The sequence below is a fragment of the Stenotrophomonas sp. NPDC077420 genome, from assembly GCF_044543385.1.
GTDB lineage: Bacteria > Pseudomonadota > Gammaproteobacteria > Xanthomonadales > Xanthomonadaceae > Stenotrophomonas.
Genome location: NZ_JBITVZ010000018.1, coordinates 26,771 through 52,792, shown reverse-complemented (window position 1 = coordinate 52,792; position 26,022 = coordinate 26,771). Strand labels below are relative to the sequence as shown.

Annotated in this window: 29 protein-coding genes and 1 pseudogene; 10 read left to right on the top strand and 20 right to left on the bottom strand. The window is 67.2% G+C overall.

What is annotated here, in order from left to right:
- Positions 1 to 2 precede the first annotated feature (2 nt).
- The 7 genes from ACIGII_RS16170 to ACIGII_RS16140 form a co-directional block, all read right to left on the bottom strand.
- Positions 3 to 668 (bottom strand): hypothetical protein, encoded by a 666-nt coding sequence (locus tag ACIGII_RS16170; RefSeq protein WP_392919629.1) that lies wholly within the window; start codon positions 666 to 668, stop codon positions 3 to 5.
- Positions 669 to 728: 60 nt separating this feature from the next.
- On the bottom strand, positions 729 to 1,829 hold the full coding sequence (locus ACIGII_RS16165; protein ID WP_399639832.1) for a hypothetical protein: 1,101 nt from the start codon (positions 1,827 to 1,829) through the stop codon (positions 729 to 731).
- The gene (locus tag ACIGII_RS16160; RefSeq protein ID WP_399639829.1) at positions 1,820 to 3,013 is read right to left on the bottom strand and encodes a hypothetical protein; all 1,194 of its coding nucleotides are present in this window, start codon (positions 3,011 to 3,013) and stop codon (positions 1,820 to 1,822) included. Before ACIGII_RS16160 ends, ACIGII_RS16165 begins: the two co-directional genes overlap by 10 nt.
- A gap of 114 nt (positions 3,014 to 3,127) precedes the next feature.
- Complete coding sequence (locus ACIGII_RS16155) at positions 3,128 to 4,390, bottom strand: RNA polymerase sigma factor (protein ID WP_399639826.1); 1,263 nt, start codon at positions 4,388 to 4,390, stop codon at positions 3,128 to 3,130.
- A gap of 57 nt (positions 4,391 to 4,447) precedes the next feature.
- A complete protein-coding gene (locus ACIGII_RS16150) occupies positions 4,448 to 4,858 on the bottom strand; it encodes a VOC family protein (RefSeq protein WP_399639925.1) in 411 nt (136 codons plus the stop codon).
- Between the two features lie 13 nt (positions 4,859 to 4,871).
- Positions 4,872 to 5,297 carry a VOC family protein gene (locus tag ACIGII_RS16145; protein ID WP_399639825.1) on the bottom strand — a complete coding sequence of 142 codons (426 nt, stop codon included), beginning with the start codon at positions 5,295 to 5,297 and terminating at the stop codon, positions 4,872 to 4,874.
- Between the two features lie 27 nt (positions 5,298 to 5,324).
- Positions 5,325 to 5,744, bottom strand: coding sequence for a YciI family protein (locus ACIGII_RS16140; protein WP_399639823.1), 420 nt, complete (start codon positions 5,742 to 5,744; stop codon positions 5,325 to 5,327).
- Between the two features lie 209 nt (positions 5,745 to 5,953).
- Between ACIGII_RS16140 and ACIGII_RS16135 the strand changes: the two genes are divergently transcribed.
- The gene (locus tag ACIGII_RS16135) at positions 5,954 to 6,328 is read left to right on the top strand and encodes a YciI family protein (RefSeq protein ID WP_399639821.1); all 375 of its coding nucleotides are present in this window, start codon (positions 5,954 to 5,956) and stop codon (positions 6,326 to 6,328) included.
- A gap of 13 nt (positions 6,329 to 6,341) precedes the next feature.
- On the opposite strand, the gene ACIGII_RS16130 is transcribed toward ACIGII_RS16135, so the two are convergent.
- The gene (locus tag ACIGII_RS16130; RefSeq protein WP_399639819.1) at positions 6,342 to 8,426 is read right to left on the bottom strand and encodes a gluconolaconase; all 2,085 of its coding nucleotides are present in this window, start codon (positions 8,424 to 8,426) and stop codon (positions 6,342 to 6,344) included.
- A 133-nt stretch (positions 8,427 to 8,559) separates the two neighbouring features.
- Between ACIGII_RS16130 and ACIGII_RS16125 the strand changes: the two genes are divergently transcribed.
- Positions 8,560 to 10,056, top strand: coding sequence for a hypothetical protein (locus ACIGII_RS16125; protein ID WP_399639817.1), 1,497 nt, complete (start codon positions 8,560 to 8,562; stop codon positions 10,054 to 10,056).
- A gap of 13 nt (positions 10,057 to 10,069) precedes the next feature.
- On the opposite strand, the gene ACIGII_RS16120 is transcribed toward ACIGII_RS16125, so the two are convergent.
- A complete protein-coding gene (locus tag ACIGII_RS16120) occupies positions 10,070 to 10,843 on the bottom strand; it encodes a lytic transglycosylase domain-containing protein (protein ID WP_399639815.1) in 774 nt (257 codons plus the stop codon).
- 199 nt (positions 10,844 to 11,042) lie between these two features.
- Between ACIGII_RS16120 and ACIGII_RS16115 the strand changes: the two genes are divergently transcribed.
- The 3 genes from ACIGII_RS16115 to ACIGII_RS16105 all read left to right on the top strand — a co-directional run bounded on the left by ACIGII_RS16115 (position 11,043) and on the right by ACIGII_RS16105 (position 14,938).
- Entirely contained in the window at positions 11,043 to 12,644 is a 1,602-nt protein-coding gene (locus ACIGII_RS16115) for an EAL domain-containing protein (protein WP_399639813.1), read from the top strand.
- A gap of 175 nt (positions 12,645 to 12,819) precedes the next feature.
- Complete coding sequence (locus ACIGII_RS16110; RefSeq protein WP_399639811.1) at positions 12,820 to 14,442, top strand: ABC-F family ATP-binding cassette domain-containing protein; 1,623 nt, start codon at positions 12,820 to 12,822, stop codon at positions 14,440 to 14,442.
- Between the two features lie 124 nt (positions 14,443 to 14,566).
- The gene (locus ACIGII_RS16105; RefSeq protein ID WP_399639809.1) at positions 14,567 to 14,938 is read left to right on the top strand and encodes a MerC domain-containing protein; all 372 of its coding nucleotides are present in this window, start codon (positions 14,567 to 14,569) and stop codon (positions 14,936 to 14,938) included.
- An 89-nt stretch (positions 14,939 to 15,027) separates the two neighbouring features.
- Here ACIGII_RS16105 and ACIGII_RS16100 read toward each other — a convergent pair whose 3' ends face one another.
- Positions 15,028 to 15,318 carry a hypothetical protein gene (locus tag ACIGII_RS16100; RefSeq protein ID WP_399639807.1) on the bottom strand — a complete coding sequence of 97 codons (291 nt, stop codon included), beginning with the start codon at positions 15,316 to 15,318 and terminating at the stop codon, positions 15,028 to 15,030.
- A gap of 192 nt (positions 15,319 to 15,510) precedes the next feature.
- Here ACIGII_RS16100 and ACIGII_RS16095 point away from each other — a divergent pair, with 192 nt between their 5' ends.
- On the top strand, positions 15,511 to 15,936 hold the full coding sequence (locus tag ACIGII_RS16095) for a hypothetical protein (protein ID WP_399639805.1): 426 nt from the start codon (positions 15,511 to 15,513) through the stop codon (positions 15,934 to 15,936).
- Positions 15,937 to 16,212: 276 nt separating this feature from the next.
- Here ACIGII_RS16095 and ACIGII_RS16090 read toward each other — a convergent pair whose 3' ends face one another.
- Positions 16,213 to 16,728 carry an REP-associated tyrosine transposase gene (locus ACIGII_RS16090; protein WP_399657573.1) on the bottom strand — a complete coding sequence of 172 codons (516 nt, stop codon included), beginning with the start codon at positions 16,726 to 16,728 and terminating at the stop codon, positions 16,213 to 16,215.
- Positions 16,729 to 17,007: 279 nt separating this feature from the next.
- Here ACIGII_RS16090 and ACIGII_RS16085 point away from each other — a divergent pair, with 279 nt between their 5' ends.
- Both ACIGII_RS16085 and ACIGII_RS16080 read left to right on the top strand, forming a co-directional pair.
- Positions 17,008 to 17,397 carry a hypothetical protein gene (locus ACIGII_RS16085; protein WP_399639801.1) on the top strand — a complete coding sequence of 130 codons (390 nt, stop codon included), beginning with the start codon at positions 17,008 to 17,010 and terminating at the stop codon, positions 17,395 to 17,397.
- An 86-nt stretch (positions 17,398 to 17,483) separates the two neighbouring features.
- Positions 17,484 to 18,326 (top strand): class I SAM-dependent methyltransferase, encoded by an 843-nt coding sequence (locus tag ACIGII_RS16080; RefSeq protein ID WP_399639922.1) that lies wholly within the window; start codon positions 17,484 to 17,486, stop codon positions 18,324 to 18,326.
- 244 nt (positions 18,327 to 18,570) lie between these two features.
- On the opposite strand, the gene ACIGII_RS16075 is transcribed toward ACIGII_RS16080, so the two are convergent.
- A complete protein-coding gene (locus tag ACIGII_RS16075; protein ID WP_399639799.1) occupies positions 18,571 to 19,158 on the bottom strand; it encodes a hypothetical protein in 588 nt (195 codons plus the stop codon).
- Positions 19,159 to 19,519: 361 nt separating this feature from the next.
- On the opposite strand from ACIGII_RS16075, the pseudogene ACIGII_RS16070 reads away from it, so the two are divergent.
- Positions 19,520 to 19,696: pseudogene (locus ACIGII_RS16070) on the top strand (SAM-dependent methyltransferase); the annotation flags it as partial.
- 117 nt (positions 19,697 to 19,813) lie between these two features.
- Entirely contained in the window at positions 19,814 to 20,746 is a 933-nt protein-coding gene (locus ACIGII_RS16065) for a GAF domain-containing protein (protein WP_399639796.1), read from the top strand.
- 102 nt (positions 20,747 to 20,848) lie between these two features.
- Here the strand turns inward: ACIGII_RS16065 and ACIGII_RS16060 are convergent, their stop codons facing one another.
- The 8 genes from ACIGII_RS16060 to ACIGII_RS16025 all read right to left on the bottom strand — a co-directional run bounded on the left by ACIGII_RS16060 (position 20,849) and on the right by ACIGII_RS16025 (position 25,948).
- Complete coding sequence (locus ACIGII_RS16060) at positions 20,849 to 21,022, bottom strand: hypothetical protein (protein ID WP_399639794.1); 174 nt, start codon at positions 21,020 to 21,022, stop codon at positions 20,849 to 20,851.
- A 107-nt stretch (positions 21,023 to 21,129) separates the two neighbouring features.
- Positions 21,130 to 21,942 carry an alpha/beta fold hydrolase gene (locus ACIGII_RS16055; RefSeq protein ID WP_399639791.1) on the bottom strand — a complete coding sequence of 271 codons (813 nt, stop codon included), beginning with the start codon at positions 21,940 to 21,942 and terminating at the stop codon, positions 21,130 to 21,132.
- Positions 21,943 to 22,072: 130 nt separating this feature from the next.
- A complete protein-coding gene (locus ACIGII_RS16050) occupies positions 22,073 to 22,903 on the bottom strand; it encodes an alpha/beta fold hydrolase (protein WP_399639789.1) in 831 nt (276 codons plus the stop codon).
- 466 nt (positions 22,904 to 23,369) lie between these two features.
- Complete coding sequence (locus ACIGII_RS16045) at positions 23,370 to 23,660, bottom strand: XVIPCD domain-containing protein (RefSeq protein WP_399639786.1); 291 nt, start codon at positions 23,658 to 23,660, stop codon at positions 23,370 to 23,372.
- On the bottom strand, positions 23,612 to 23,896 hold the full coding sequence (locus ACIGII_RS16040) for a hypothetical protein (protein WP_399639783.1): 285 nt from the start codon (positions 23,894 to 23,896) through the stop codon (positions 23,612 to 23,614). Before ACIGII_RS16040 ends, ACIGII_RS16045 begins: the two co-directional genes overlap by 49 nt.
- Positions 23,897 to 24,002: 106 nt before the next feature.
- The gene (locus tag ACIGII_RS16035; protein ID WP_399639780.1) at positions 24,003 to 24,650 is read right to left on the bottom strand and encodes a hypothetical protein; all 648 of its coding nucleotides are present in this window, start codon (positions 24,648 to 24,650) and stop codon (positions 24,003 to 24,005) included.
- A gap of 189 nt (positions 24,651 to 24,839) precedes the next feature.
- On the bottom strand, positions 24,840 to 25,502 hold the full coding sequence (locus ACIGII_RS16030) for a hypothetical protein (RefSeq protein ID WP_399639777.1): 663 nt from the start codon (positions 25,500 to 25,502) through the stop codon (positions 24,840 to 24,842).
- 62 nt (positions 25,503 to 25,564) lie between these two features.
- A complete protein-coding gene (locus ACIGII_RS16025) occupies positions 25,565 to 25,948 on the bottom strand; it encodes a winged helix-turn-helix transcriptional regulator (protein ID WP_399639774.1) in 384 nt (127 codons plus the stop codon).
- Positions 25,949 to 26,022: the final 74 nt, after the last annotated feature.

Below are 26,022 nucleotides of genomic sequence, written 5' to 3'. Positions count from 1 at the left end.
TCTTACAGGCTGTCGAGCATCGACTCGGCGTTGCCCGGCACCTTGATCTTGGCGGCGCGGGCGAAGGTCAGCGCGGCCTTCGACGAGGAGTACAGGCCCTTCAGGTAGCCCGGCGATTCCTTGGCCACCCACGCACCGGCGGCCAGCTTGCGGCCCACGGTGACCAGCTGGGTGCCGCTGAGGTTCTTCATGCCGTTGGCGAAGTTGCTGGCTTCACCGCTCAGCTTCTGGCCTTCCGCCGCGGAGGCGACCAGGGCCACCAGGCCGGTGGTGTAGTGCTGCTTGGACTCGGCGCTCAGCTCCGGCTGCGCGGCCACGCGCTCATCGATCGCAGCCTGGGCCGCTTCGCTGACCGACACCGACTTCTTCATCTGGTCCACGTTGACCGAACCGGACGACAGCGCCATGCGCTCGGCTTCCAGCAGCTTGACCTGCTCGGCCAGGCCGAAGGCCTTGGCAAAGGAGGTCTGAGCGTCGATCGAGTGCGACTGCGAGGCCACGAAACGACGCACCAGCGCTTCCTGCGCGGCTTCGTCCGGGGCACCGGCCGACGCGGCGGCGGTGCTGTTGCCACCGCCAGCCAGGTCCTTCAGCTTGCCGAACTGTGCATGCGCCGGGGCGGCGAAGGTGGTGGCGATGGCCAGGGCGATGAGGGTCTTGCGGATCATGGTGTGTTCCTTGTTAAAAAAAATGCAGTTCGGTACGTACCGGCCGTGGGTCGGTACGCCTTAACGAACCGCCTTGACGTTGAGTTCGTTGATCATCTGCTGCGCACCCTTTTCAGAGGCGATCTGCAGCGCATTGGTGCGGGCCACGGTCTCGTTCGGGCCGGTACCGGAGAACTGCACCGGGCCCACCGACGACACCGTCTTCGGGAAGCGGCCGCTCACGTCCAGCACCTTGCCGGTGACGGTGACGAACACGCGGGTGTTGCCGCTGACCGGATCGCGGTCACGCATGCCCACGTCCAGGGTGCCCACCGCCAGGTACGGAATGTTGGCGGCCTTGATGCCGTTGGCGGTGTCGCGCAGGGTAGCCGGCGACAGGTCGTTGCCGGTGCTGAAGTCCTTGCGGATGCGTTCGATGCTCAGCAGGCCACGGCTTTCGCCTTCCACGTACTCCGCTTCCACCACTTCGTAGCCGGCCGCGCTGAACGCACCGGTCATGGCAGTGTTGATCTCGTTGGCGTTGGCCACCTTCCAGGCGATGGTGTCGCTGCGCTGGGTGGTGCTGCCACCGGAGGTGACCGACACCGACGCGTTCTGGTTGATGCTGCCGCTGGTGCTCACCGAATTGCCACGGAAGCTGTCGCCTTCGCGGGTCTTCTCGTCATAGCTCTGGCTGGCGTCGACGCGGCGGTATTCCTTGTCCTGGAACGACTGCACGGTGTCCTGCGAGCGCGCCATGAACAGGAAGGTCAGCAGCGAACGCTCGTTGCCGCGCGCACCGGCGGTGGCCGAACCGGCGTCCAGCTTGGTCTGCAGCAGGGTGGTGTTGATCTCGGCGCGCACGCTGACCGTGTAGGTCTTGGCCTTCTTGTCTTCGGTGTCCGACAGCGGCACCGCCGACAGCACATAGCGGTCGATCTCGCCGATGAACTCGGCGCGGCGGTCTTCGAACAGGCGCAGCTTGGCCGCACCGGATTCGGCGATGTACGCCTCCAGTGCATTGACCTTGGCCTTGTTCAGGGCCTGGGCGCGGGTGTCGGCACTCAGGCGCAGGCCATAGCTGGCCGAACCGGTACCACGGGAACTGGCGGTCTGCGCCGACACCGGCGCGGCAACCATCAGGGCAATGAGAATCAGCAGTACGGCACGAATCAACGGCATGAGGTGATCAACTCCTGGAGGGCTTGGGTCTGTTGCTGCAGCGGCTTGCCGCCGGGCTTCTGTTCGGCCAGCCACGCTTTCGAATCCGCGCGCCGGGCGGCGGCACCGGCAAAGGCGTCAAAGCCGGCCAGCACGGTTTCGTAGCTGGCCGACCACTGGTCCACGTGCCACTGCGTGGCCGGCACCACCTTGGTGGCGCCCTTGCGCAGCGGCTGGTCGAAGAACACCTTGCCCGAGAACGGCTCCACCACCGTGGCCTGGAAGAACGCGCCGAACAGCATCGTCTTCATCGCCGGGGTTTCGTTGATCACGCCGTTCTTCAGCGCGTCCAGGCGCAGCTTCACCACGTAGTCCGGCTCGGGAATGGTCAGCTGGTACACCTTGCCGTCGGCAAAGCGGGCCGCCATCGCCCCGCCGATCGCCTGGCCACTGGCCGGCGGCAGCAGACCGATGCCGGTGGTGGACGACAGCGTCTTGGACAGTTCATGCGCCAACGTGGCGCGCAGCATCCCGGCATCCACCGCGTCGGGCAGCTTGGCCAGTACCGCGTCGGACAGGGTCACCTCGCCTACCTGCAGGCGGCGCGTCGATGCCGCCGGCAGCCGCGCATTGGCCAGGGTGTCGGCCAGCACCTGCGGCAGGCCGGTGGCGGCCCTGCCGTACAGCAGGTCGGCCACGATCGCGTCGACGTCGTCCTCGTCCGGCAGGAACTCCATCACGTCGATGCGCTGCAGGGTGATCGGATAGGACGCCACCACCTGGCGTTCGCGGAAGTCGAAGAACAGCGCCTGCAGCGCCACTTCCACCAGCACCTTGTACTGCCCGCCGATCGGCTCGATGGAGACCAGTTCACGGTCCAGCGCGGTCGCCAGCACGGTGGCGCTGGTGGTGCCATCGAGCATCGCCAGCGGCTGGTCGATCAGTTCCAGGTGCGCCGGGCGCTGTGCCTGCAACCGCGCCCACAGCGCCTGGTTGAGCGGGGCCAGGCCACGCGCCTTGAGCACGGCGGCCGCACGCGGGGTGCTGGCGTCAACCTTGCTCTGCTCCGCGGTGTAGGCGAATCCGGCCCAGTAGGCCTGCTGCGACTTGTCGGCGGCGTGGGCGGCACCGGCGAATGCAGCAGTGCCCACGAACACGAATCCACACACCCACAGCCACGCGCTACGCGCGCGCGTACGCTTCATCCCTGAAAACATCGTCCCGCAATCCTTCTCGACTGGACCGGGCAAGGCGCCTGGTCACTTTTGTGAGGCGCCACCATAGACCCTGTTCAGAAAACGGGCAAGCGGGAAATGGGGTCAGTCCGGTGCAAGCGCGTCTGCACGCGCCTGAAGCAGGGCGCGTTCGCGCGCATTCGGGGTGAGCTGCGCCGCGCGCGCAAAGGCGTGGGCCGCTTCGGCGGTCCGGCCCAGCTGCGACAAAAGGTCGCCCTGCACCGCCGCCAGCGGCGCGTACGCCTGCAGCCGCGGATCGGCCGCCAACTGTTCCACCAATGGCCAGGCGGCCGCCGCGCCCTCGGCGCGCGACACCGCCACCGCGCGGTTGAGTTCCACCACCGGCGAAGGCTGCACCTGCGCAAGGCGGGCATACAAGGCGGCCATGCGGGTCCAGTCGGTGTCTTCCGCGCGCCGCGCGCGTGCATGGCAGTCGGCGATCGCTGCCTGCAGCACATAACCGTCGTCGGCCCCGCCCAGTGCCAGCGCCTGCTGCAGCGCGGCCTGTCCGCGCGCCACCTGCAGGTGGTCCCACCGCGTGCGGTCCTGCTCGGGCAGCAGGATCGGGTTGCCGTGCGCGTCCACCCGCGCCGCCGCGCGCGACGCCTGCAGTTCCATCAGCGCCAGCAGCCCATGCACCTGCGGCCAGGCCGGAAGGCGCTGCTGCAGCACGCGGCCCAGGCGCAGCGCTTCCTCGCACAGCGCCGGGCGCATCCAGTCATCGCCGCTGCTGGCCGCATAGCCTTCGTTGAAGATCAGGTACACCACCGCCAGCACCGAACCCAGCCGCTCCGGCAACGCCGCCTGGCGCGGCACTTCGAATGGCACCTGTCTGGCGGCCAGGGTGCGCTTGGCGCGCACGATCCGCTGGGCGATGGTCGGTTCCGGCTGCAGGAACGCGCGCGCGATCTCCTCGGTGGTCAGGCCGCCCAGCAGGCGCAGGGTCAGCGCCACCCGGGCATCGGCCGACAGCACCGGATGGCAGGCCACGAACATCAGCCGCAGCAGGTCATCGCCGATATCGTCGCCCAATGCGTCGCTGTCGTCGGGCAACGGCAACGGCTGCGGCTCCAGTTCGCTGCCCCACTGCGCATGCTGCCCGGCCACGCGCTGGTGCTGGCGCAGCACGTCGATGGCGCGATTGCGTGCGGTGGTCATCAACCACGCTCCCGGATTGTCCGGAACGCCCTGCGATGGCCAGCGCTCCAGCGCGGCCAGCCAGGTGTCCTGGGCCAGTTCTTCGGCACGCCCGATGTCGCCGCCGAGCATCCGCGCCAGGCGTGCGATCAGGACCGGCGACTCCATGCGCCAGAGGGTATCCAGTCGTTGTGTCAGGCCAGCGTCCATGCCGCGAATCAGACCATCCCCCTCCGCGCCGCACAAGGTGCGGCGCGGCAGCGGCCGTCAGCCGGGCTCGCCATCCATGTGCGCCACTTCCCACAGGTGGCCGTCCGGGTCCTCGAAGCTGCGCTGGTACATGAAACCGTAATCGCGCGCCTCCGTCGGTTCCTTGCCGCCTGCCGCCAGCACCTTTTCCAGCGTCTCGTCCACCGCGGCGCGGCTGGGCGAAGACAGCGCCAGGATCACCTGCGCCTGCTTGCGCGCATCGCTGATCGGGCGGTTGATGAAGGTGGCGAAGAACGGCTCCGGCAGCAGCATCAGCATGATGGTGTCGCTGATGTTGAAGGACGCGGCCTTCTCATCGGTGTAGGTGGCGTTGGGCGCGAAGCCCAGGGCGGTGAAGAAGGCCTTGCTCTTGTCGAGGTCGCGGACCGGAAGGTTGACGAAGATCATCTGGGGCATGTCGGACATGATGGGTTTCCTGTTCTCAGTAGGGCTTCATGCAGTTGACCATCCACGGCTTGCCGTAGCGGTCCTCGAGCATGCCCCAGCGCTTGGCCCAGAACGTTTCGCCGATCGGGAAGGTCACCTTGCCACCTTCGGACAGCGCCTTGAACACGCGCTCGGCTTCCTCCACCGTGTCCACCTCGATGTTGATGGTGGTGGTGCCCTGGCCCTCGGCGGGCGGACCGTCGGCGGCCATCAGGATCGCGCTGCCCACTTCAAGCTGGCTGTGCGCGACCAGGTTGGGGTCGGCCGGTCCGGGGGCGTCGCCGCAGCCGTCCATCTTGTCGTCCTGCGGCATGTCGCTGTACTTCATTTCCGACGTGACCTTGCCCCCCAGTACCTGGGCGTAGAACGCCATGGCGTCGTGGGTCTGGCCGTTGAAGCCGAGGAAGGGAATCAGTTTCATGGGAATCTCCAGTATGAAAGTGGGGGGTCAATCGGCTTGGCCGATACGCTCGCGCAGACGCTGTTCCTGCGCACGTAATTCCGGGGTGAAGGCTTCACCGAAATCGGCTTCGGTGTAGAACGGGCGGATCTCCACCACGTCGCCCGGCAGGAACGGGGCACGCTTGAGCCATTCGGTGGCTTCGTCCAGCGAGCGCACCTGCCACAGCCAGAACCCGGCCACCAGCTCGCGGGTTTCGGCGAACGGGCCGTCGATCACCTGCGGCGCCGTACCGGTATAGGCCAGGCGGCGGCCGTGGCGGCTGGGGCGCAGGCCATCGCCGACCAGCATGATCCCGGCCTTGACCAGCGCTTCGTTGAAGGCGCCCATCGCCGTGAACTGTTCCTCGGTGGGCAGCACCCCGGCCTCGGTGGCCTCGGTCGCCTTCACGATCACCATGACTTTCATCGCGTTGTCCTCGTTGCCGGCCCGGTTGGGCCCTTCACTGCTTACGACGCCCCAGTGAACCGGAAATCGACACGCCCGCCAAAAATTATTTCGTTTCCGCCAACAGGCGTCGCACCCAGCCCTGAACAGGCCAGTGGCGCTGCGCTGCAACAGCGGTGTCGCGCCGCCTGGGGCATCATGTCCGCTCCCCCGCCCCCTGGGCCACGACCATGCAATTCCTGCTGCTGATCTACATCGACCCCGCCCTGCTCCAGGACGTGCCGGCCGACGAGTACGACCGCATCATGCGCGGCTGCATCCAGCACGCCGACACCCTGGAAGCCAACGGCACCCTGGTACTGGCGCAGCGGCTGGAGCCGATCGAGCAGGCGCGCACGCTGCGCACCCGGGCCTCGCAGGCGCGCGTCACCGATGGCCCGTTTGCCGAAACCCGCGAACTGCTGGCCGGCTTCAACCTGATCAACGCGCGCGACCACGACGAAGCGATGCGCATCGCCGAACAGTTCCCGTGGTCGCGGTACGGCAGCATCGAAGTGCGGCCGGTGGCCGACATGGAGGCCGAGCGGGTGCGCGTAGGCGCCTGAGCAGCGTTCCGGGTCAGGGTTGCAGCGACACCTTCAGGTCGCGTACGCCTACCGCTTCGTTCCCGCTGTAATCGCGGGCGCTGGCACGAATGATGTAATCGCCCGCGGGCAACGCGTCGGGCCGCCAGCGTCCGGTTTCCACCAGGCCATCGCGCACGGTATTGATTACCAGGTAACGGAAGCGCGTGACCGCACTGCCGTGCACGGTGATGCCACTATCGGGCGCATACGCCACCACCGTGGCGCTGTTCTCGCGCGGCATGCGGTTGAACACGATGTTGAAACGCGGCTGTTCGTAGCCGGCCAGCGGCGTGCCGGCCGCATCCAGGATCTGGTACCCCACCTGGTAGGCCCCCAACCGGCGGCGCGGCAGGTTGCGGTCCACCTGGTCCCAGGCCTCCACCACGACCTGCACGCCCGGGCCTTGGCGCGGCACCGGCACGCGGCCGTCCGGACCGGCCTTGATCGGCTGGTCCAGGTCATCCAGCACTGCCACTTCGGTAATGCGCGGTGCGAACGCATCGGCGTAGTCCACGAAGCCCAGCGCCACCGCGTTGCGCTGGAAGCCGCTGGCACCCACGCTGAGGTGCACGTGGGCCATGCGATTGATGCTGCCCAGCGGCTCGCCGGCCTTGAAGCGCGTGCCCCGGCGCACCCGCACCCGTTCCAGCTTGCCGTCCAGGTCGCGCAGCTGCGGCCAGCGCGCGTCGAACGCACGGTCGCGCGCATCGCGGCCCACCTTCATGTGGATGTAGCGCAGCCGGTCCAGCGACAGGCCTTCGCCCTGCCCGCCAACCGCCCAGCTCGAGAACGGGCTGCTGACCTTGGCGTCGGCCATCGCCAGCACGGTCTGGCCTACGTCGCCGCGGATGTCGAAGCCATCGTGCAGGTGGTGCCGGCTCTCGCCGCTGAAGGTGCCACGCACCTCGCCCAGCGTGCCCACCACCTCATGCCAGCCCTGCTGTGGTGCCAGCGGCCAGCGCCCGCCGGTGTCGGGCAGTGGCGCATCCGCGGCCGGACCGATCAGCGCCGGTACCGGCGTCGCACCGGCGGCCAGCGCGCGCAACCGGTGCACGCGGTACGACGCGGCGTCCGACAGATACAACCCACCTTCCGCATCCAGTGCCAACCCCGCCGGTCGCGAGAAGCGCGGCTGCGACGGCGCGCCGCCCAACACCAGCGCATGGCCCAGCGCGGACAGCTGCACCACCTTGCCGTCGGAATCACTCGCGTACACCACGTCATCGTGGGTGATCGCCAGCGCCAGCGGCCCGTTGAGCAGGCTGTTCCCGCCCAGCAACGTCTCCACCGTGCCGTTCGGCGCCAGGCGACGGATCGCGCCGTTGAGCAGGTCGGCGATCAGCAGGTTGCCGTGCGAATCCAGTGCGATCGCCACCGGCGTGTCCAGCCGTGCACCCACGCCGGCGCCGTCCACGTTGCCCGGTGCGTCGCCGCCGGCCAGCGTCCGCACCTGGCCATCGGGTTCGATCACGCGGATCCGGTCGTTCCAGGTGTCGGCCACGAACACGCGGCCGCCGTCATCCACCGCCACGCCCATCGGCCCATCGAAGCGCGCCTGCGCGGCCGGGCCATCGGCGTATCCGGCGGTGCCATCGCCCGCGATCGTGCTCACGTTGCCATCGGTGCCGATCCGGCGGATCACATGGTTGCCGGTGTCGGCCACGAAGACGTTGCCGGCCGCATCCAGCGCGATCGACGACGGCGTATCGAACTGCGCCTGCAGCGCCGGTCCATCGCGCCAGCCCTCGCCCTGCCCGGCCAGGGTGTCGACCCGGCCATCCGGATACACCCGGCGGATGCGGTTGTTGTCACCGGCGTCAGCTACGTACAGCACGCCCTGCGCGTCCCGCGCCAGCCCATACGGGTCGGCGAAGCGCGCCTGTGCACCCGCGCCATCGCGCAGGCCGCCGACGCCGTCACCGGCCAGCAGGGTGATGTCCGGGGTCCAGCCCAGCGCGGTCGGCGCAGGGCCCGGCGGTGGCGGCGGCGGCACCGGCGCGTGCAGGAAGGTCCAGGCCAGCGCTGCGGCCACCGCCAACGCCACCAGCACCGCCAGCATCCATCGTGCACGCGTCATCGCATTCCCTGCCTGCTTCTCCGTTCGGGACACGACCTTAGCCGCTTGCCACACGCCTGCAAACCCCGCACGACTTGTCTGGATGTCGTGTTCCGGTTTCAATCGGGATCCAAGCCACGCAAGGAAGCACCGCATGACCTGCCGCACCGCCAGCGCGCTCGCCCTGTTGTTGTCACTGTGCGCCGCGCCCCTGGGCGCCAGCGCGGCAGCCAGCGTGGACGCCACCGCCGCCGTGTCCGACCACGCGTTCCAGACAGACGTCGGCAACGCCGTGCAGCAGGCCCAGGGCGGCGACAGCCTCGGCGCGGCGATCGTGTTCGAGCGCCTGCTGGCCGACCCGCGCCTGGCCACGCTGGACGCCGATGCCCGCAGCGATGTCTGGACCGCCGCGGCGATGGTGGCGGCAGAGCAGAAGGATTTTCCGCTGACCACCCGGCGCCTGCAGCAGGCGTTGTCGATCAACCCCCACAATGCGGCTGCGCACCTGCGCCTGGCGTGGTTCCAGTGGTACGACAAGCAGTCGGTCGCCGCCGCCGACAGCGTCATCGGCGGCGCTGCCGACAGCGACGGCTCGCCGGACATCAGCAACGAGATGGTCTGGCGGCTGGATGATGAACTGAAGGACCTGCCGCAGAAACGCCTGGCCCTGCTGCAGGCGCTGTTCGACAAGGGCTGGAAGAACGATGGCGTCGAACCCGTGGAGCTGTGGGTCACCCTGGCCACGCTGCAGGTCGAACAGGGTCTCGGCGACAGGGTACCGGCAACACTGGCGCGCATCGACGCCCCGATTCCACTGGTACGGCTTCGCAGCGACAAACGCTTCGACCGCTACCTGGAGCGCGGCGATGCCCGCCATGATCCGGTGGCCGCCGCGCGCCGGCAGATCGACCGGCTGCGCGTGGAGACCATGCTGCGGCCTGGGCTCAACGATACCGCGGTGGAACTGGCCACCGCGCTGATGATTGCCGGTGAGCTGGGTGATGTGGTCGGCATGACCGACCGGCTGGCGGCACTGGCCGATGCGGCCACCGAAGCACCTGGCGAAGAGGCCAGCGCCGTGGCCTGGATGCTGGACACCCGCAGCCGCGCCCTGCGCCGGCAGGGCGAGAACGACCGCGCCGTGGCCAACCAGCTGATCGCAGTGCGCATGGCCCGCGACGATGCGGTCAGCCAGCGGCTCAACCTGGCCGCGATGTACATGGCCCTGCACCGGCCGATGCAGGCACGCGAGGTGCTGCGCAGCGTCGATGGGGACATGAGCGTCCTTGGTGCCAGCACCCATGCCCTGGTTTCGCTGATGACCGCGCGGCAGCTGCACGACGACGCCGCCGCACAGCAGGCGTGGGCCGTACTGCTGGCCAACCGTGCACAGGCGCCCGGCCACTACCGCGACGCGCTGCTCGCAGACAACCGCGTCGACGAAGCGGCGCAGGTCGTCATCGCGCAGTTGGCCGACCCGATGCAGCGTGGCCAGGCCCTGCTGGAACTGCAGGACCTGCGCACCGGCCCGGTGCTGGAGGGCGAGCGCGACGTGCATGCACGCTGGAAGCAGATGGAGCAGCGCGCCGACGTGCGCGCAGCGGTGGCCCGGGTAGGCCGCATGGACAGCTACCCGCTGTTCTCGTACTGAGCCGGCGGCCGGCTCAGCGCGCCGGTGTTTCGGGCTTGAAGCCCATCGCCTCGCGGTAACGCGCGTACAACGCGCTCACCTTTTCCACGTAGGTCAGCGTCTCGGCATACGGCGGCACGCCTTTGTACCGGGTCACCGCACCGATGCCGGCGTTGTAGGCTGCCGCCGCCAGCGTACGGTCGCCTTTGTAGCGGGCCAGCAGCGCCTTCATGTAACGCGCCCCGCCGTTGATCGACTGCTCGGCCGACAACGGATCGGATACGCCCAGTTCGGTGGCGGTGTCGGGCATCAGCTGCATCACCCCCTGCGCGCCCTTGGGCGACACCGCACCGGCATCGAAGTTGCTCTCGGCGTGCGCGATCGCGCGCAGCCAGGCATCGTCCACCCCGGTGGCGCGCGCGGCGGCCTTGAACTGCTTTGCATGCCGGTTGAGCTGTGGCGTGCCGACCTTGCCCAGCCCTTCATGCGCCGGTTCGCCGGGCGGGGTGGACACGGTGAACTTCAGGAACACCCGCGAACCGGGCAGGTTGCGGGTGGAATACACCAGCGTGCCGTCCTGCTCGCGCTCGTACAGGGTGCCGCTGAACACCCCCATATTGCCCCACAGGTTGGGCGTCTGCACCGCGCTGTCGTCGATCTGCTGCGCCTTGCATCTTGACCCCGGCTCCGGCGCCGTGGCCAGGCTCACCGTGTTGTTCTGCACGCAGCGGTACACCGTGCGCGCCGCAGCGGTGACCGGCATCAACAGCGGCAGCAGGACCAGCGCGGCGGGCAGCAGGGGTTTCATGGTGGCGCGATCATCCTGCCGGCGGCGCGAACCGCAGGTGAACCCGATCGCGGGACTGTCGGCTTCACCTTGCCTCGGCAGCCCGATACCGACACTGGGGAAAAATCCGACAAGATTGTGCGGGAAGCCCTGTTCCCAACCGTCGGCTCAGATGGTCATATAGCGCTCATTCCCATTCCCCACCGGCAGAGAGGTCGGCTTGAAGCGCGTCAGCACCATCGCCGCCATCGCGCTTGCCGCCGTGCTCGGGGCGCTCCTGCCCATGGCCGCCCTGCTGTACGTCAGCTGGAGCCGTACCCAGGTGGCCGACGCCGAGCGCCTGCAGCTGACCGCCGAGCGGACCCTGCAGCGCGCCAATCGCGCCTACGAGGGCGGCCTGCTGGCCCTGCGCAGACTCAACCAGTCGGCCCTGCCGCCCTGCTCGCCCGACCACATCCGGCTGATGCGCAGCCTGGCCCTGGCCACCACCTCGGCCGAACAGGTCGGTTATTTCGCCGAAGGCCGACTGCAATGCTCGTCCTGGGGCGTGGTTGACGACCTGGTGCCCGAACCCAACCCGGACCACATCACCGCCGACGGCGCCGGCATCACCCTGGGCGTGCGTCCCGCTGCCAGCGACGGCCCCGGCACCCTGCTGTCGGTGCTGCTGGGCCGCCACGACCTGCTGATCGACCCGGAGCGCTTCGTCGACGTCATCGCCGAGCCGAACGTGCGCCTGGCGGTGGCCACCCCCGACGGCCGGCTGATCGCCCAGCAGCCCATGCCCGACCCCGAGCTGCTGCAGCGACTGCTGCGCACGCCGCACAGCGGCCATACCGCACGCACCCTGTATGCCAGCGCGCAGGACCAGGAATGGCTGGCGCTGGCCATCGCCCCCCGCACCGGGCTCGTGGCCGCGTTCCAGCAACAGTTCTGGCAGCTGCTGCCGCTGGGCGGGGTCGGCGCGCTGCTGGCCATCGCCGGTGGCATCTGGCTTTCGCGGCGGCGCCTGTCGCTGCGCAACGAACTGGCCATCGCCGTGCGTCGCCGCGAGTTCCGCATGCACTACCAGCCGATCATCGAACTGGACACCGGCATCTGCGTGGGCGCCGAGGCCCTGGTGCGCTGGACGCGCGCCGACGGAACCCAGGTGCGGCCGGACCTGTTCATTCCGGTCGCCGAAGAAACCGGCCTGATCGAAGCCCTCACCGACCACGTCATGGACCTGGTCCTCAGCGACATGCGCGACCTGCTCATCCACGATCGCAGCGCGCATATCGCCATCAACCTCTCCGCCGGCGATGTCAGCAGCGGGCGCGCACTGAAGGTGCTGTCCGGCAAGCTGGTCGGCACCGGCATCCACCCGCAGCAGATCTGGCTGGAAGCCACCGAGCGCGGCATCCTCGACATCCAGGGCGCGCGCACCTCGCTGGCGGCCGCGCGCCGCGCCGGGCACTGCGTGGCCATCGACGACTTCGGGGTCGGCTATTCCAGCCTGCAGTACCTGCAGCAGCTGCCGCTGGATGCCCTGAAGATCGACAAGTCCTTCATCGACGCCATCGGCACCCACAGTGCCACCAGCCCGGTCACCTCGCACATCATCGACATGGCCCGCACGCTGGGGCTGTTCACCGTTGCCGAAGGCATCGAAACCTCTGCCCAGCTGGCCTACCTGCAGTCGCGCCAGGTTGAATTCGGCCAGGGCTGGCTGTTCTCGCGCCCCCTGCCGGCCGGGGAGTTCATCACCTTCCACGAGCAACGCCGCAAGCAGTACGGCAAGGCCCCGGAGGACATGCAGAACCCCAACGGCATCACCGAGTGACGTGCCGCGGGCATTCATCGGCGGTCCGCTGCGGGCGCCTATAATGACCCCGCGGCATCCAGCCGCCCCCGTAATGAGGTGTGCCTGCATGCGCCAGTAATGCCGCCGTCGTCTGACGGCCAGTCTCCTTCCCGCCCTGTCCGCAGGGGGAGCCCTTGGCATTGCTGGAGGTCGCATGACCGCATTCGCTCTCACGCTCGACCGCGTGACCCACACCCTGCCTGACGGCCGGGTGCTCTTCTCCGATCTTTCCACTCAGTTCGACAGCACCCCTACCGGGCTGGTCGGTCGCAATGGCGTGGGCAAAAGCGTGCTGGGGCGCATCCTGGCCGGCCAGCTCACGCCCGGCAGCGGGCAGCTGCACCGGAACGGCAGGGTGCACCTGCTGGCCCAGCACAGCGGCGTGCCGACTGGCCGCATCGCCGACCTGGCCGGGGTTGCCCCGGTGCTGGACGCGCTGGAGCGCATTGAAGCCGGCAGCGTGGACCCGGACGATTTCGCCCGGGTGGGCGAACGCTGGACCCTGCGCGAGCAGCTGCAGGCGCAATGGCAACGGCTGGGCCTGCCCACGCTGGACCCGGCCGCACCGGCGGCCGGGCTCAGCGGCGGCCAGGCCATGCAGGTGGCACTGGCCGGCGCGCTGCTCTCCGACGCCGACGCACTGGTGCTGGACGAGCCCAGCAACCACCTCGACAGTGCCCACCGCCTGCGCCTGATCGACGCGTTGGCACAGTGGCGCGGCGGCCTGATCGTGATCAGCCACGACCGGGCCCTGCTGCGACAGATGCAGCGCATTGTCGAACTCCGTCCGAGCGGCCTGCGCAGCTATGGGGGCAACTACGATCACCATGCCGCGCAGCGGCAGGACGAACAGGCGGCGGCCGAAGCGCAACTGGCCCTGCGCAAGCGCGAGCGGCGGCACGAACAGAATGCCCTGCGTGAGCAGCGCGAACGCCAGGAACATCGCCAGGCGCGCGCGCAGCGCGACGCCCGCACCGCCAACCAGGCACCGATCCTGCTGGGCGGCATGAAGAACCGCGCGGAGGGCAGCACCGGACGCCTGCAGGCACAACACGCCGAGCGGCGTGCCGCCGCTGACAGCCGCGTGCAGGCGGCCGCACAGGGCATCGACAACGCCCCCCAGATCGCCATGCTCGGCCCGTCCCTGGCCACGCCGGGTCCGCAGCAGGTGGCGTCGTTGTCCGGGGTGGCGCTGCCCTGGGTGGATGCCCGCTGGCGGCACATCGACCTGCACCTGCAGCGCGGCGATCGCCTCGGCGTGCGCGGCAGCAACGGCAGCGGCAAGTCCACCCTCCTGCAGGTGCTGGCCGGGGCGCTGGAACCGCTGGCAGGCGAAGTCAAACGCGCGGCAAGTACCGCACTGCTCGACCAGAACCTGTCCTCGCTGCCCCCGCAGGAGTCCGCGTTGCAACTGCTGCAGCGCGCGAACCCGCTGGCCGGCGACGCCACCCTGCGCACCCAGCTGGCCCTGCTTGGCCTGGACGCCGAACGCAGCCTGCGCCCTCTGGCCACCCTGAGCGGCGGCGAGCGCATGAAAGCGGCACTCGGTGCCGTGCTGTACGCACAGGCACCGCCGCAGCTCCTGCTGCTGGACGAACCGGGCAACCACCTCGACCTGGCCTCGCTGGCCGCGCTGGAGCAGATGCTCAACCAGTATGGCGGAAGCGTAGTCATCGTCTCGCACGACCAGACCCTGCTCGACGCCGTACACCTCACCCACTCCCTGGACGCCACCGCGACCGGCTGGCAACGCGCCCCCATCGCACCCCGCCCATGACGCGTGCCCAACCCGCACGCGTAGAGCCAAGCCCTGCGTGGCTGAACAACCGACCAGAACCGCACACCAAACTCCCACGCAATTGTTACTATATAACACCAACCATCGAAGGCACCCCCAGCCGATGAAACCCACCCCCACCCTTCTGGACGCCGGTGCCATCGCCCTGTCCACCCTGTGCCTGCTGCACTGCCTGGCCCTACCCCTGCTGGCTGCCGCCCTGCCACTGATGGGCGTCTGGGCCGAAGCCGAATGGGTGCATGTGGTGTTCGTCGCCATCGCCGCCCCCATCACCGGCTTCGCCCTGTGGCGCGCCCACCGCCAGCACCCGCTGCCTGCCCTGGCCCTGCTCAGCGCCAGCGTCGGCCTGCTGTTCCTGCTGGCCGGCGCCGCCGGCTGGCCCAGCCACGATGCCGAAACGCCGATGACCGTCGCCGGCAGCCTGTTGCTGGCCAGCACCCACGTCTGGAACGCCTGGCGCCGCCACCGCCACTAAGGCGCCCTGACGCCCGCACTGACCACCCCGGCAATGGCTGCACCAACGCCCGTAGCGCCAGGCCCTGCCTGGCTGCGCCACCGCGCCGGCTACAGCCGAAACAGCATCCCCAACAGGAACACCTTCAGCGGCAACGCACTGATCACCGCACCGGCGGCCCCCAGCCAAGGCCAGCGCTCGCGCCGCACCCGCGAACCGATGGCACACAGCACTCCCAGCAGCGCACACGCCAATACGCCCACGGCCACCCCGGCATTCCCCACCAGGAACCGGCCCGATCCAGGCAATACCTGCGCGGCATAGGCCGCCGACACCACCGCCGGGGCCACCAGCCAGCTGAGCGCGCCCAACAGCGGCCACCGTACGTTGCTGGCAGCCACAGCCGGCCTTGCAGCGGTAAGGGAATCCGGAATGGCAGCGCTGTCAGGCTGCGCGTGGGGCGTGACGCTGGACCGTGGCATAGGAAAGCTCCGTCATTGCCCCCAACCCTACAGCATCGCCACGCGTGCACACGCCCTGCGCGATCGCCGGTGCAAGCTGGTTGCTACACCTGTCCCAAAGGGGGATCCGTCATGCGCTTGTTCCACGTCGTGCGTCTGTTGCCCGTGCTGTTGCTGTTGTCCGCCTGCCGCGACGACGACACCGGCCCCGGCATGTTGTCATCCGACCCGCTGCTGGGCTGCTTCGCGACCCATCCGCGCAAACCGGCCGAGTTCCGCATCGAACAGCAGCAGGGCCAATACTTCGTTTCCTTCCACCGCGACGACCAGTGGCAGCGCGACGCCACCCCGCTGCAGATGTCCTCGCGCGCCGACATCGCGCGTTTCTTCAACGAAGATGCCGACCAGATCGACAAGGCCTTGGTACGCCCTTCCGGCGGCTTCGGCATCTTCCACTTCAATCCCGGTGCCACGCTGAAGGGGAAGGACAAGGACAGCGATTACATGGCCCTGGTACTGATCGGCGCGGGCCCCGTGTTCCAGGTGAGCTGCCCCTGAGCGCCCCACCCACGGCGCGCCGCCGAGGCGAACCCCGGATGTGCAGCTGACGCCAGCGTTGCCTCGTCGAAGCGGTTCCCCTCCGCCCCCAACGCTTGCGTATCCATTGCATCCCGAAGCGCACCGTTCGGCGTGCCCCCCTTCCCCTGTACCGCGCAGCCCTGCTGACGGCCGCGCGCTCCAGCAACGACGCAGCACCCCATGCCCCCGCATGGACGCTGTCCGACCTGCTGGTACTGTTGCACCGCGCGCCGCTTGAGCGTGCGGCTCGAACGTTCAGCACGGCGCACTCCCCTTGTGGCAGCGTCGATGAATCGAGCTGTACGGCCACTCGCACGCATCGCGCACCAGACCCTGCGCCACCGGCAGGTCGTGCACGTAGGCGACATGCCGCTGCACGTCTTCGGCGTCGCGCAGCCGGTGTTCGCGGAAGTCGTCATGCCACAGCGGTCGCACGCTGCGGTCGCGGCGCACCATCGCACGCGGGGGTTGGCCGGGCAGCTGGCGGTCGAACACCGCCTGGACTCGCAGCCAACGCCGATGGCCATCCTCATCGCCGGTCGGCAGCGTCCATACCCCGTGCAGGTGGTTGGGCAGCACGACGAGGGCATTGATCCGGAAGGGATACGCCTGCTGTGCTACTCGAAATGCCAGGCCCAGCACCTGCGCATGGTCCACCAGCAACCGGCTGGAGCGATCGCGCAGATGCGCACTGAAGAAGAATGCGCCGCCTGCTTGCCAAATGTGTTCGTCAGTGCCCATGCCCTGCAGTGTGCAGATCTGCGCAGCCACCCGCGATCAGGGCAACACCTGCTTCCCCGTAAGCTGCCCACCCAACAACGGGTCGGCAGAAAAGCCCACTGACGGCCGCCGGCAGCGCGTGCATCTGACTACTGCACGCAGGCAGGCGGCGGGCATTCCAGATCACGGCGCGTTCGGCCCACTCATGGATGACGCATCGCACATTTATGAATGCTTCTTTCTGCCGGGCCACCCAGGTGCGACCGAGCGCACAGCGCTGGCCGGATCGCCTCCAGCAGACTGGCCGCCCGACCCGAAGCGCGATTGGCCATGCCCACCCTGCTGTTGATGCTGCTACTTGCCACCGATACGCCGGACCGCTTTCCAACCGGCTTCCATGACCGTCCGGGCATCGGCGACGACGGCATGCCGGTCGTGATCCGCACCGCAACGTGGGACGACTTCCGCGGAGGGACCACTGCGGTGGAGCAGGTCCTCGTGCCCAACGCGGACGGCTCGTTCACCTACCAGTACGCGCGCCAGTCCCGGCCCACCCGCATGTACCACGCCACGCTGTGCTGGCACCGGAACATGTATCCGCCCGAGGAAGACGCGATCTTCAGTGGCCCAAATACCTATGGCGGCTGGCACTGCAGCCGAGCCACCGAACGGCCGCCTCCCTCCCGCAGCCTGCCCCACGCCACCGAGCCGCCCCGCTGAACCCGTCTCCTCCCCATCTCGGTTACGATGCCCACCCCTCCCGTTCAAGCGGCTGGCTGCCCTGCAGCGTGGCCCGCCCTGCTCCCGTGCCCCATTACACCGGCCCCCTGCTCACCCGCCCCCTTGCTGACGCCCTGGTCCGCGCGCGCGACGCCGGTGCCACTGAATGGAACGGATCGCTCGACCTGGGGCGCTCGACCGGCACCGCCGCGCTCGGACGCGACAGCTGGCAGTGGAAGGACGAAACCTACGCCTACCCCGGCAAGACCAAGGACCGCACCCTGTACTACTGGGATGGCGAGGAATTCCTGGCGGTATCCCGGTTCGGCTCGGCGCTGATCAAGCTGGTGCCCACCGAATGGGACGCGCCCACCTTCGAGATCGACGGCATCAAGATGCTGCCCAGCGCGCAGGTTTCGCCCTACGAGGATGCGCGCCGCAAGGTGGCGCTGGTGGCCCCGGCAGGCAAGACCGTGCTCGATACCTGCGGCGGGCTGGGCTACTTCGCTGCCTGCTGCCTGGAAGCCGGGGTCACCCGCATCCAGTCGTTCGAGAAGAACCCCGATGTGCTGTGGCTGCGCACGCTCAACCCGTGGTCGCCCGACCCGGAAGCGGCCAGCAGTGGTGGCCGCCTATCGCTGACCCACGCCGATGTCGCGCAGGCGATTGAAGCGCTGGAAAGCAGCTCGGTGGACGCGATCCTGCACGACCCGCCGCGCTTCGGCATCGCCGGCGAGCTGTACTCGCAGGTGTTCTACGACCAGCTGGCCCGCGTAATCCGCAAGGGCGGGCGCATGTTCCATTACACCGGCGCGCCCAACAAGCTCACCAGCGGCCGCGATGTGCCGCGCGAGGTCGCCAAGCGGCTGGAAAAGGCCGGCTTCAAGGCCGAACTGGCGCTTGACGGGGTGTTGGCGCTCAAGCGCTGAGAGGTACCGGAACCGCACGTAGGGGTGAACGCGCAGACGCGCCCTACCCGGGCCTGACCCCCGCCCTGCGCAGCGGGCGCATGCTGAGCCAGGCCCGTCCAAGGCATCTGCATGATGCAAACCACCACCGGCATCAACGAAACCGAGCGCCTGCGCCCGCTCGACGCCCTGCACCATCGTACGCCACCCGCCCGAGGCGGCTTACGACGACATCGTCCATCCCAATGGGGTGCCCACAGGCGGTCTACGGACTCTTGGGCGTGTACTTCGCCGATTCTTCTTCCCATTTTTTGCAGACTGCCCGAAGTTCCACCTGCTTCTTTGCTATAGCCTCCGTGGTGGCAACGCGGCGTAACCGCACTACCGAAGCGATGGGCCATTTGACTGTGTCGTGGGTGTACCCCCGGTACAGGAATCGCAATTCCCCATCGTTGATATGGACACTTACTGCATAGGGATCGGTTGAACCTTCCCTTTGCAGGAACATCCGCCCTCTGAACTGACCATCTGGCTCGGCGTTTTCGAACGCGCCGTTAAGGGTTCCTTGAACGATGGGTGAGTATGTATCCTGGTTTGACGCCACGAACGTGCCGCAGAACGATGTGTGGGTCGCGGCCTCCGAATGCGCGATGACCAGGCTGAGCCGTTGCCCTTCACACCTGCTCTCTTCCTGCCCGAAAGGCGTGCAACTTTTCAACTCCCAAGCACCCTCGTACGGGAGCGGCGGCGGCGGTGGCGGCGACGGCGTCGCCGCCACCGCATTGAAGCTGCCAAGGGCAATCAACGCGGCCAGCAGGGGTGCCGGCTTGATAAAGACGATGGAGAGGTTCACAGCGACTCCTTTTCCCGCGAGGGATTGAGAAGGGCAGTCCACCGTGCCGCCCCCAGCCCACAGCCGGTCGGCCAGTCACAGTGGCACCCGTTGCGCCTGTTCCCCGTCCGGCACACCCCGCCGGCCGCCCCACGGCGTGAGGCCTGATCAAATCCTATGAGGGCAAAGAGAAGCGGTGTGTGAATATGCGCGGCGTTACGGTCTTCCTCATCATCCCTCTCCTCGTAGCGGCACGCCACGCGTGTCCCACTCACCGCATGTCGGCACCATTACCTCAACGCACCAGAAATTCCACCAACACCGCATTGAACTGCTCAGGGTGGCTGGCGTTGCACCCATGCGGCACATCCTTCAACAGCACCACCTCGACCAGCTGGCGCGGATGATCCGCAAGGGCGGGCGCATGTTCCATTACACCGGTGCGCCGAACAAGCTCACCAGCGGGCGCGACGTGCCGCGCGAGGTGGCCACACGCCTTGAAAAGGCGGGCTTCAGGGCCGAGCTTGCGCTGGACGGCGAGCTGGCGGTCAAGCGCTGAGAGGTACCGCAACCGCACGCGCGGGTGAACGCGCAGGCGCGCCTCTACCCGGACTTAACCCACGCCTTGCGCAGCTGGCCTAGGCTGAACCATGCCCTACGCTTTTAAGGTATCCGCATGGTCCAAACCGCCACCGGCATCAACGAAACCGAACGCCAGCGCGCGCTCGACGCCCTGCACATCGTGGGCAGCCTGCCCGAGCCGGCGTACGACGACATCGTCAAGGTCGCCGCTGCCGTCTGCGGCACCCCGATGGCCCTGGTGAGCCTGGTCGACCGCGACCGGCAATGGTTCAAGGCCCGCGCCGGCCTGGAGAGCGTCCAGACCGAGCGCAACGTGGCCGTGTGCGACCACGCCATCCGGCAGCCCACCCAGCTGATGGAAGTGGGCGACCTCAGCCAGGACGCGCGCTTCGCGGACAACCCGATGTTGAAGGACCTCGGCGCCCGCTTCTACGCTGGCATGCCGCTGGTGACCGAAGGCGGTGCCGCCGTGGGCAGCGTATGCGTGATAGACGTCAACCCACGCGAGCTCAACCCTACCCAGCGGGACGCGCTGCAGGCCCTGGCCCGCCTGACCATGACCCTGATGGAAAGCCGCAGCCGCGAACGCGAGCAGCAGGTGGCGGCGATCATCGACCACGCGGTGGCCGCTGAGGCCAGTACGGCAGCCGATGGCGCGGGAGCCTACACGGTCGTGATCCTGGAACTGCAGGATCTCTCCGCGCTGGCACAACGCCTTGGCGAGCGGGCGTTGGATCGCCAGCTGCAGCAGCTGGACCAGCTGCTTGAGCGCTGCCTTCAGCCCGAACGGGGCGACAGCATCAACCGCGTCACCGGCAGCGGCGAGTTTGTTGCCATGCTGGCCCGTGGCGATGCCAGCGAGACCGTGGCGAAGTTCGAGGAGGTTGCACGTGACCTCAGCCAGAGCACCGGCGCGTCATTGCTGTTTGGCGCGGCATCCACGCACAGTGCGGAACCTGCCACCACCGTATTCCTGCGCGCAGACCAAGCCTTGAGCGCGGCAAAGGATGCAGCGGCCCGTCAGTGAGCCGCGGATTGCCCGACGCTACGTGACGCCGCGTAGAGCCCCGCCATGCGTGGCTGAACGGAGCGGACCGAAAACAGGAAACGCATGGCGTGTCCCTACGCATCAGTCGCCTCGCGGCAGCGTCTTCGCCCACATGTTGTCGACCAGATTGGGATAGGTGCGGCCGTTCTCCTCCGCCCGCTGGCGCGCCGCCTCCTTCTGCGACGGTGACAGCGGCTGCCCCTTCTTCCCCTTGGGATTGGGCTTCTTCCAAGGCGGCGTAGTGGTCTTGCGCATTCAACTCACCCTTGAAAAGAACAAGGCGGGAACGCGCAAAACGCGCCCCGCCCCCGCGTAGCGACACGCCACGCGTGTCCCACGCCATTTCAGCAACCTTGCCTACCTCACCGCGCCAGGAACGCAACCAACGCCGCGTTGAACTGCTCAGGATGGCTGGCGTTGCACCCATGCGGCGCATCCTTCAGCAGCACCACCTCGCTGCCCCGAATCGCCTCATGCGTGCGGCGCCCCGATCCTTCATACGGCACGGTGCCATCACTGTCACCATGCAGCACCAGCGTAGGCACCGTGACCTTCTTCAGGTCTTCACGGAAATCGGTGGTCCCAAACGCTTTCATGCAGCCCAGCGCCGCCGTCTGATCAGACTGCTTGCACAGCTCGATCGCTTCCTGGCGCTGCTTCTCGCTGACCTTCAACTCGCCCTTGGCACTGAAGAAGTCCTTGGTGAAGCCGTCGAAGAATTCATCGCGGTGGTTCTCCAGACCCGTCCGCATCTGCTCGGCCTTTTCTTCCGTCAGCGGGCCGTCGGGATTGTCGGCCGTCTTGAGCATGTACGGCGGCACCGCCGAGGCGAATACCACACTGCGCAGGCGCTGCTCGCCGTGGCGGGCGATGTAGCGGGCCACTTCGCCGCCGCCCATCGAGAAGCCGACCAGCGTTGCGTCGCGCAGGTCCAGCTGCTCGAGCACCCCCGCCAGGTCGTCGGCCAGCGTGTCGTACTCGTAGCCATCAGCAGGCTTCTCCGAACGGCCGAAACCACGGCGGTCATACGCCACCACGCGGTACCCGGCCGCCTTCAGCACGGGTACCTGCGCGCGCCAGGATTCGGCCGACAATGGCCAGCCGTGGATCAGCACTACCGGTCGGCCGGTACCGCCGGTGTCTTCAACGTGCAGGCGAACGAGAGATGCAGTCATGCTCAGCTCCAGAATCATCGATCGGCCGCTCATGCTAGTGGACGACTGCCGATGCGACGTGAGCGTTCCTTTGCCTCCCGGTTACACCCCGTGCACGTTTCACCGGGCACGGGGCGTCGCAGCCCATCGCCTATTTTTTTGGAAGCAGCCGCAGCAGTCCCTCGGTGAACTCATGGCTGTCGCTCACGCTCATTCCGTGTGTTGCCTCCCGCAGGCTGGCCTGGAAGGAGTCGTTAAGCGTCCGCGCCGTGATGTCCGCCGCCTTGCCGTGGGGCGCGAACGCATCTGCTGCACCGTGTAGCACCGTCGATCGCGTCTTCACCGCTTCCAGCGTAGGCCGGTGATCGGTTTTGCAGACCGACTCCCAGCACGCGATGGCAGCGCTCTGATCGGCTGTCTGGCACATCGTGACCAGGTCTGCCAGCTGCTGCTGGGTGATTTTCAGCTCGCCGCCGGCGCTGTGATAGGTCTGCATCAGATCCACGAAGAACCCCTCACGATCATTCTGCAGGGACTCCAGCATCTGCGTGTATTTGAACGAGGGCACCCATCCATAATCGTTACCTTCGGTCATGAGCATGAACGGCGTGACCGTGGATACAAGCATGATCATGTTGAGGCGTTCTCCGCCCAGCAGCACGTCGGCGCGCGCGGCTTCGGCCGCCCCCATGCCCATGCCTACGATCGTGACGTTGGTCAGGTCCATATCCAGGATCAGGCAAGCGAGGTCTGCGGCTGTGTCGTCGTAACTGTAGCCGTAGACCGGCTTCTCGGATTTTCCGAATCCGCGGCGGTCGTAGGCGATCACTCGGTATCCTGCCTCCCGCAGTGGGGGTACCTGCAGGTTCCACTGGTGCATGTTGAGCGGCCAGTCGTGCACAAGGATCACCGGGCGACCATCGCCGCCGGTGTCTTCAACATGCAGGTTCACGCGGTTGTGGTTGGCGAGTACGGTATTCATGTCCAGGCTCCAGAAGAGAGGCGTTCCGACCGCACATGACCATCGGGCATGTGTGCAGTCGTCTTCCCTACCACCCTGTTCCCCGTCCAGCGCGAGTGCACCGGCCGCCCCACGGCGTGGGGCCTGGGGTGAGGCTAGAACAGGCTCACTAAGGATTTTGTGAAACCCGGCGGATGCCTTACCAATAACGTCGTTGCCGCCCCGACGCCAGCGGGCGCCGAGCACCGGATCGACGACCACGACACCCACGCGGACGAAATGCAGGCGCTGAAGCAGCGCGTGGACGCCGCCGCCACGCCCGGGAAAGCGAAATCACCGTGCACTGGACTTAGGCCTTGGCACGCTTCGCCCTGCCAACACCTCTGGAGTTCCATCGGGATGCGCGCGGGCAGATGGACGCGCTGAGCGTGGGGCATGGGGAGGGGCGGGCGCGGTACGTAGGGAAGGCACCGTAACGACTGGCCAATCACCCCATCTGCCGCACAGCCGCCTCACGCTCCTGCGATTGCGTCTGTTCGGCCTGCGCCGCCAGCTGTTGGCTCAGTTGGCTGGCGCTAGCCAACTGCTCGCCACGTTCCAGCGAAGCTTCAAGGGGGGCCTGCGCTGCCTGGACGGTGGGCATGGAGGCGCGCAGATGCGCCGGGTCGTTGCGCTCGCCCTGCACGACAAAGATGTTTTCTGCGGCGGCCGCATGCGAGGTGCGGTCACTCAGTACAACGTGGTCGACGTGCGATAGGCCATTTTCCTTCGCCAGCACATACAGGCTTGCTGTGACGCGCTCACTTGTGGAGTCGAAGGTTCGCCATTGGCGGCGTCCAGCTCCGCCACCTTGTCGCGGACCTGGGAGAGCATGGGATCGCCCCTGACGCCTTCGTAGGAGTCGCTCTCGGAGATCAGGCGCTGCAGCAGCGACCGCTTTGGCATGGGGTTTTCGAGTTCGGTGTTGAGCTTGCTGCCGGGGATCTGCTCCGGCATGCTCTTGATGTCGCGCATGTTATTGAGCGGCTTGATCGCTCCTTCGAAGGTCTGGTCCTGCCCCGACCTGGTCTGGCGGTGGATGCCTGCATTGTTGAGCGCAGCCCACGCGCCTGCTCATGACTTACTTCCCGCGTTTGAAGTAGGCGAGCAACAACTCTGCCTTCCAGCCAAGAAAGTCGGGGTGGTCACCCATCAGCTCGACAGTCAGCCGGTAGTGACGCGGCTCGATTTTCTCTGCCGCCGCAAATTTGAAGTACGTCTCAACGTTCGCCGAGTGCAGCAGGGCTGCCTCCTCGAGCAGCGACGTATCGAGACTGGTCACAGTGACACCCGGTACCGATCCATCGGGCGGTAGCGCAGCCCACTCCCCCGGCTCCCCTGTGGGCCGGCTGAGAGGAACCGTTGCAATGGAACCTTCGTTCACTCGGAGAAGGCGTACCTTTGCTGCCAGGTCTGCTTCAAGTAGCTGGCTGGTCAACGCAATTGCCGCCGCTGAATCCGGGCTCTCAGTGCGGAACCCGAGCATCAACATGGGTGACGCATTCCGACCGGGAGGCGGCAGATCGAACTCCACGTTCACCACCTCGCCCGCCTTGTCCAAGGCAATGGGACGGGTAAGAGGCACTTCGGTCCGCATCTCAGCGCTCTTCTTGTTGGCCTCCACGGTGGGCGTGGCGGTTTCCGCTTCCCGCTCCCACCCCGCAAGACCGGCGGTCACAGACAGCGCAACAGCGCCCATCAGCATCGATCTTGTTACCCAAAGCTTCATGGTCAATTCTTTCTCTGGTACGGGCGTACTCGCCTGCATAGTCTGAGGTACGCGGACACGGGGAAGAATAGGAAATAACCTAATAACAGCTTGACAGGCATCACAGAAGCGGGCGGAAAGCCCTCAACCAGCGCCCTTCACGCCTCCTACGTACACGGTGACGGTATAGGGCGCGTCCTTGCTCACTGATTACTTCGCCTTCTTGAAGTAAGCCACCAACAACTCGGTTTCTTCGTTCTGAAGCTCCGGGTGGTCGGAGTCAAGATCAATGGTCAGACGGTAGTGGCCCGGCTGTACGTTCTCGGCGGTCGCAAACTTCATGATGTGGTAGTGGAGCCCAGGGTTCAGCAGATTCGACTCTTCCAGCATCGTCGTGTCCACGCCCGAGGTCACCAGTCCCGGCACGCTGCCGTCCGGCGCGACCTCGACCCGATCGCGCAGAGTGGGCAGGTTTCGGATAAGGGGCACCGTTGTGAGGACACCTTCCTGCACGCGGATCAATCGAACCTTGGCCGCCACTTTTGACTCAGCCAGTTTGAACGACAGCGCTGTAGCGGACTCTGCATCTGCCCTGGCTATCCGAAGCCCCAGCATCAATGCAGCATAGGCATTGGGCCCTGGCGGAGGCAGCTCAAATTCCACGTTGACCACCTCACCGGCTTTGCTCAACGACAGCGGTCGAGTAAGGGGAACTTCGCTGCGCATTTCCGAGTTCTCCTTCGCGGCTTGGACCGGCTGCGCGACGTCCGCACCTTGCCCGCAACCAGCGATGCCAACTGCAGCAAACAGGGCAACGCCTGCCAGCAGAATTGCACGAACGTCCCTAGCCATTGTCTTCCACTGCTCCTGCATCCAGCGAACCTGCTTCTTGTACAGTCTGGGCCGATCAAATCAACGAGGAAATAGGAAAATCCCTATCGCCACCTGCGCCAGGTCAAAGTTCTGCACCACCGCCTTCCCTGGCATCCTGCGCGGTTCATCTTCTTGTACGAATCCCCCCAATCCCGCATCGCCAACAGCACCGGCACCAGCGGCCGGCCCAGTTCCGACAGCCGGTACTCCACCTTCGGCGGCACCTTGGGGTACACATGCCGCACCACCACGCCGTCGGCCTCCAGCTCCCTCACCTGGCTGGTCAACGTCGATTGGGTGGCGTTCGGGATGAGGCGCGTCAGCTCCATGAATCGCCGCGCGCGTGACACCAGGTAGAACAGGATCACCGGCTTCCACTTGCCGCCGATGACTGAAAGCGTGGCTTCCACGCTGCAGCCGTTCTTGCCACATACGCGCCGCGCCATTCAATGCCCTGCTGGTGAATGCGCTGAGCATGGTGCATGGCGAAGGTCGGGCGGCATGTGCGGAAGAGGGCTTA

What these genes read in the sequence shown, in the direction of transcription:
- ACIGII_RS16120 (WP_399639815.1), bottom strand. Translation starts at nt 10,843, where the DNA reads ATGAAACCCCTGCTGCCCGCCGCGCTGGTCCTGCTGCCGCTGTTGATG.
- ACIGII_RS16040 (WP_399639783.1), bottom strand. Translation starts at nt 23,896, where the DNA reads ATGCGCGACATCAAGAGCATGCCGGAGCAGATCCCCGGCAGCAAGCTC.
- ACIGII_RS16145 (WP_399639825.1), bottom strand. Translation starts at nt 5,297, where the DNA reads ATGAAACTGATTCCCTTCCTCGGCTTCAACGGCCAGACCCACGACGCC.
- ACIGII_RS16065 (WP_399639796.1), top strand. Translation starts at nt 19,814, where the DNA reads ATGGTCCAAACCGCCACCGGCATCAACGAAACCGAACGCCAGCGCGCG.
- ACIGII_RS16135 (WP_399639821.1), top strand. Translation starts at nt 5,954, where the DNA reads ATGCAATTCCTGCTGCTGATCTACATCGACCCCGCCCTGCTCCAGGAC.
- ACIGII_RS16055 (WP_399639791.1), bottom strand. Translation starts at nt 21,942, where the DNA reads ATGACTGCATCTCTCGTTCGCCTGCACGTTGAAGACACCGGCGGTACC.
- ACIGII_RS16110 (WP_399639811.1), top strand. Translation starts at nt 12,820, where the DNA reads ATGACCGCATTCGCTCTCACGCTCGACCGCGTGACCCACACCCTGCCT.
- ACIGII_RS16170 (WP_392919629.1), bottom strand. Translation starts at nt 668, where the DNA reads ATGATCCGCAAGACCCTCATCGCCCTGGCCATCGCCACCACCTTCGCC.
- ACIGII_RS16160 (WP_399639829.1), bottom strand. Translation starts at nt 3,013, where the DNA reads ATGAAGCGTACGCGCGCGCGTAGCGCGTGGCTGTGGGTGTGTGGATTC.
- ACIGII_RS16060 (WP_399639794.1), bottom strand. Translation starts at nt 21,022, where the DNA reads ATGCGCAAGACCACTACGCCGCCTTGGAAGAAGCCCAATCCCAAGGGG.
- ACIGII_RS16155 (WP_399639826.1), bottom strand. Translation starts at nt 4,390, where the DNA reads ATGGACGCTGGCCTGACACAACGACTGGATACCCTCTGGCGCATGGAG.
- ACIGII_RS16030 (WP_399639777.1), bottom strand. Translation starts at nt 25,502, where the DNA reads ATGCAGGAGCAGTGGAAGACAATGGCTAGGGACGTTCGTGCAATTCTG.
- ACIGII_RS16140 (WP_399639823.1), bottom strand. Translation starts at nt 5,744, where the DNA reads ATGAAAGTCATGGTGATCGTGAAGGCGACCGAGGCCACCGAGGCCGGG.
- ACIGII_RS16165 (WP_399639832.1), bottom strand. Translation starts at nt 1,829, where the DNA reads ATGCCGTTGATTCGTGCCGTACTGCTGATTCTCATTGCCCTGATGGTT.
- ACIGII_RS16130 (WP_399639819.1), bottom strand. Translation starts at nt 8,426, where the DNA reads ATGACGCGTGCACGATGGATGCTGGCGGTGCTGGTGGCGTTGGCGGTG.
- ACIGII_RS16085 (WP_399639801.1), top strand. Translation starts at nt 17,008, where the DNA reads ATGCCCACCCTGCTGTTGATGCTGCTACTTGCCACCGATACGCCGGAC.
- ACIGII_RS16050 (WP_399639789.1), bottom strand. Translation starts at nt 22,903, where the DNA reads ATGAATACCGTACTCGCCAACCACAACCGCGTGAACCTGCATGTTGAA.
- ACIGII_RS16025 (WP_399639774.1), bottom strand. Translation starts at nt 25,948, where the DNA reads ATGGCGCGGCGCGTATGTGGCAAGAACGGCTGCAGCGTGGAAGCCACG.
- ACIGII_RS16125 (WP_399639817.1), top strand. Translation starts at nt 8,560, where the DNA reads ATGACCTGCCGCACCGCCAGCGCGCTCGCCCTGTTGTTGTCACTGTGC.
- ACIGII_RS16095 (WP_399639805.1), top strand. Translation starts at nt 15,511, where the DNA reads ATGCGCTTGTTCCACGTCGTGCGTCTGTTGCCCGTGCTGTTGCTGTTG.
- ACIGII_RS16105 (WP_399639809.1), top strand. Translation starts at nt 14,567, where the DNA reads ATGAAACCCACCCCCACCCTTCTGGACGCCGGTGCCATCGCCCTGTCC.
- ACIGII_RS16035 (WP_399639780.1), bottom strand. Translation starts at nt 24,650, where the DNA reads ATGAAGCTTTGGGTAACAAGATCGATGCTGATGGGCGCTGTTGCGCTG.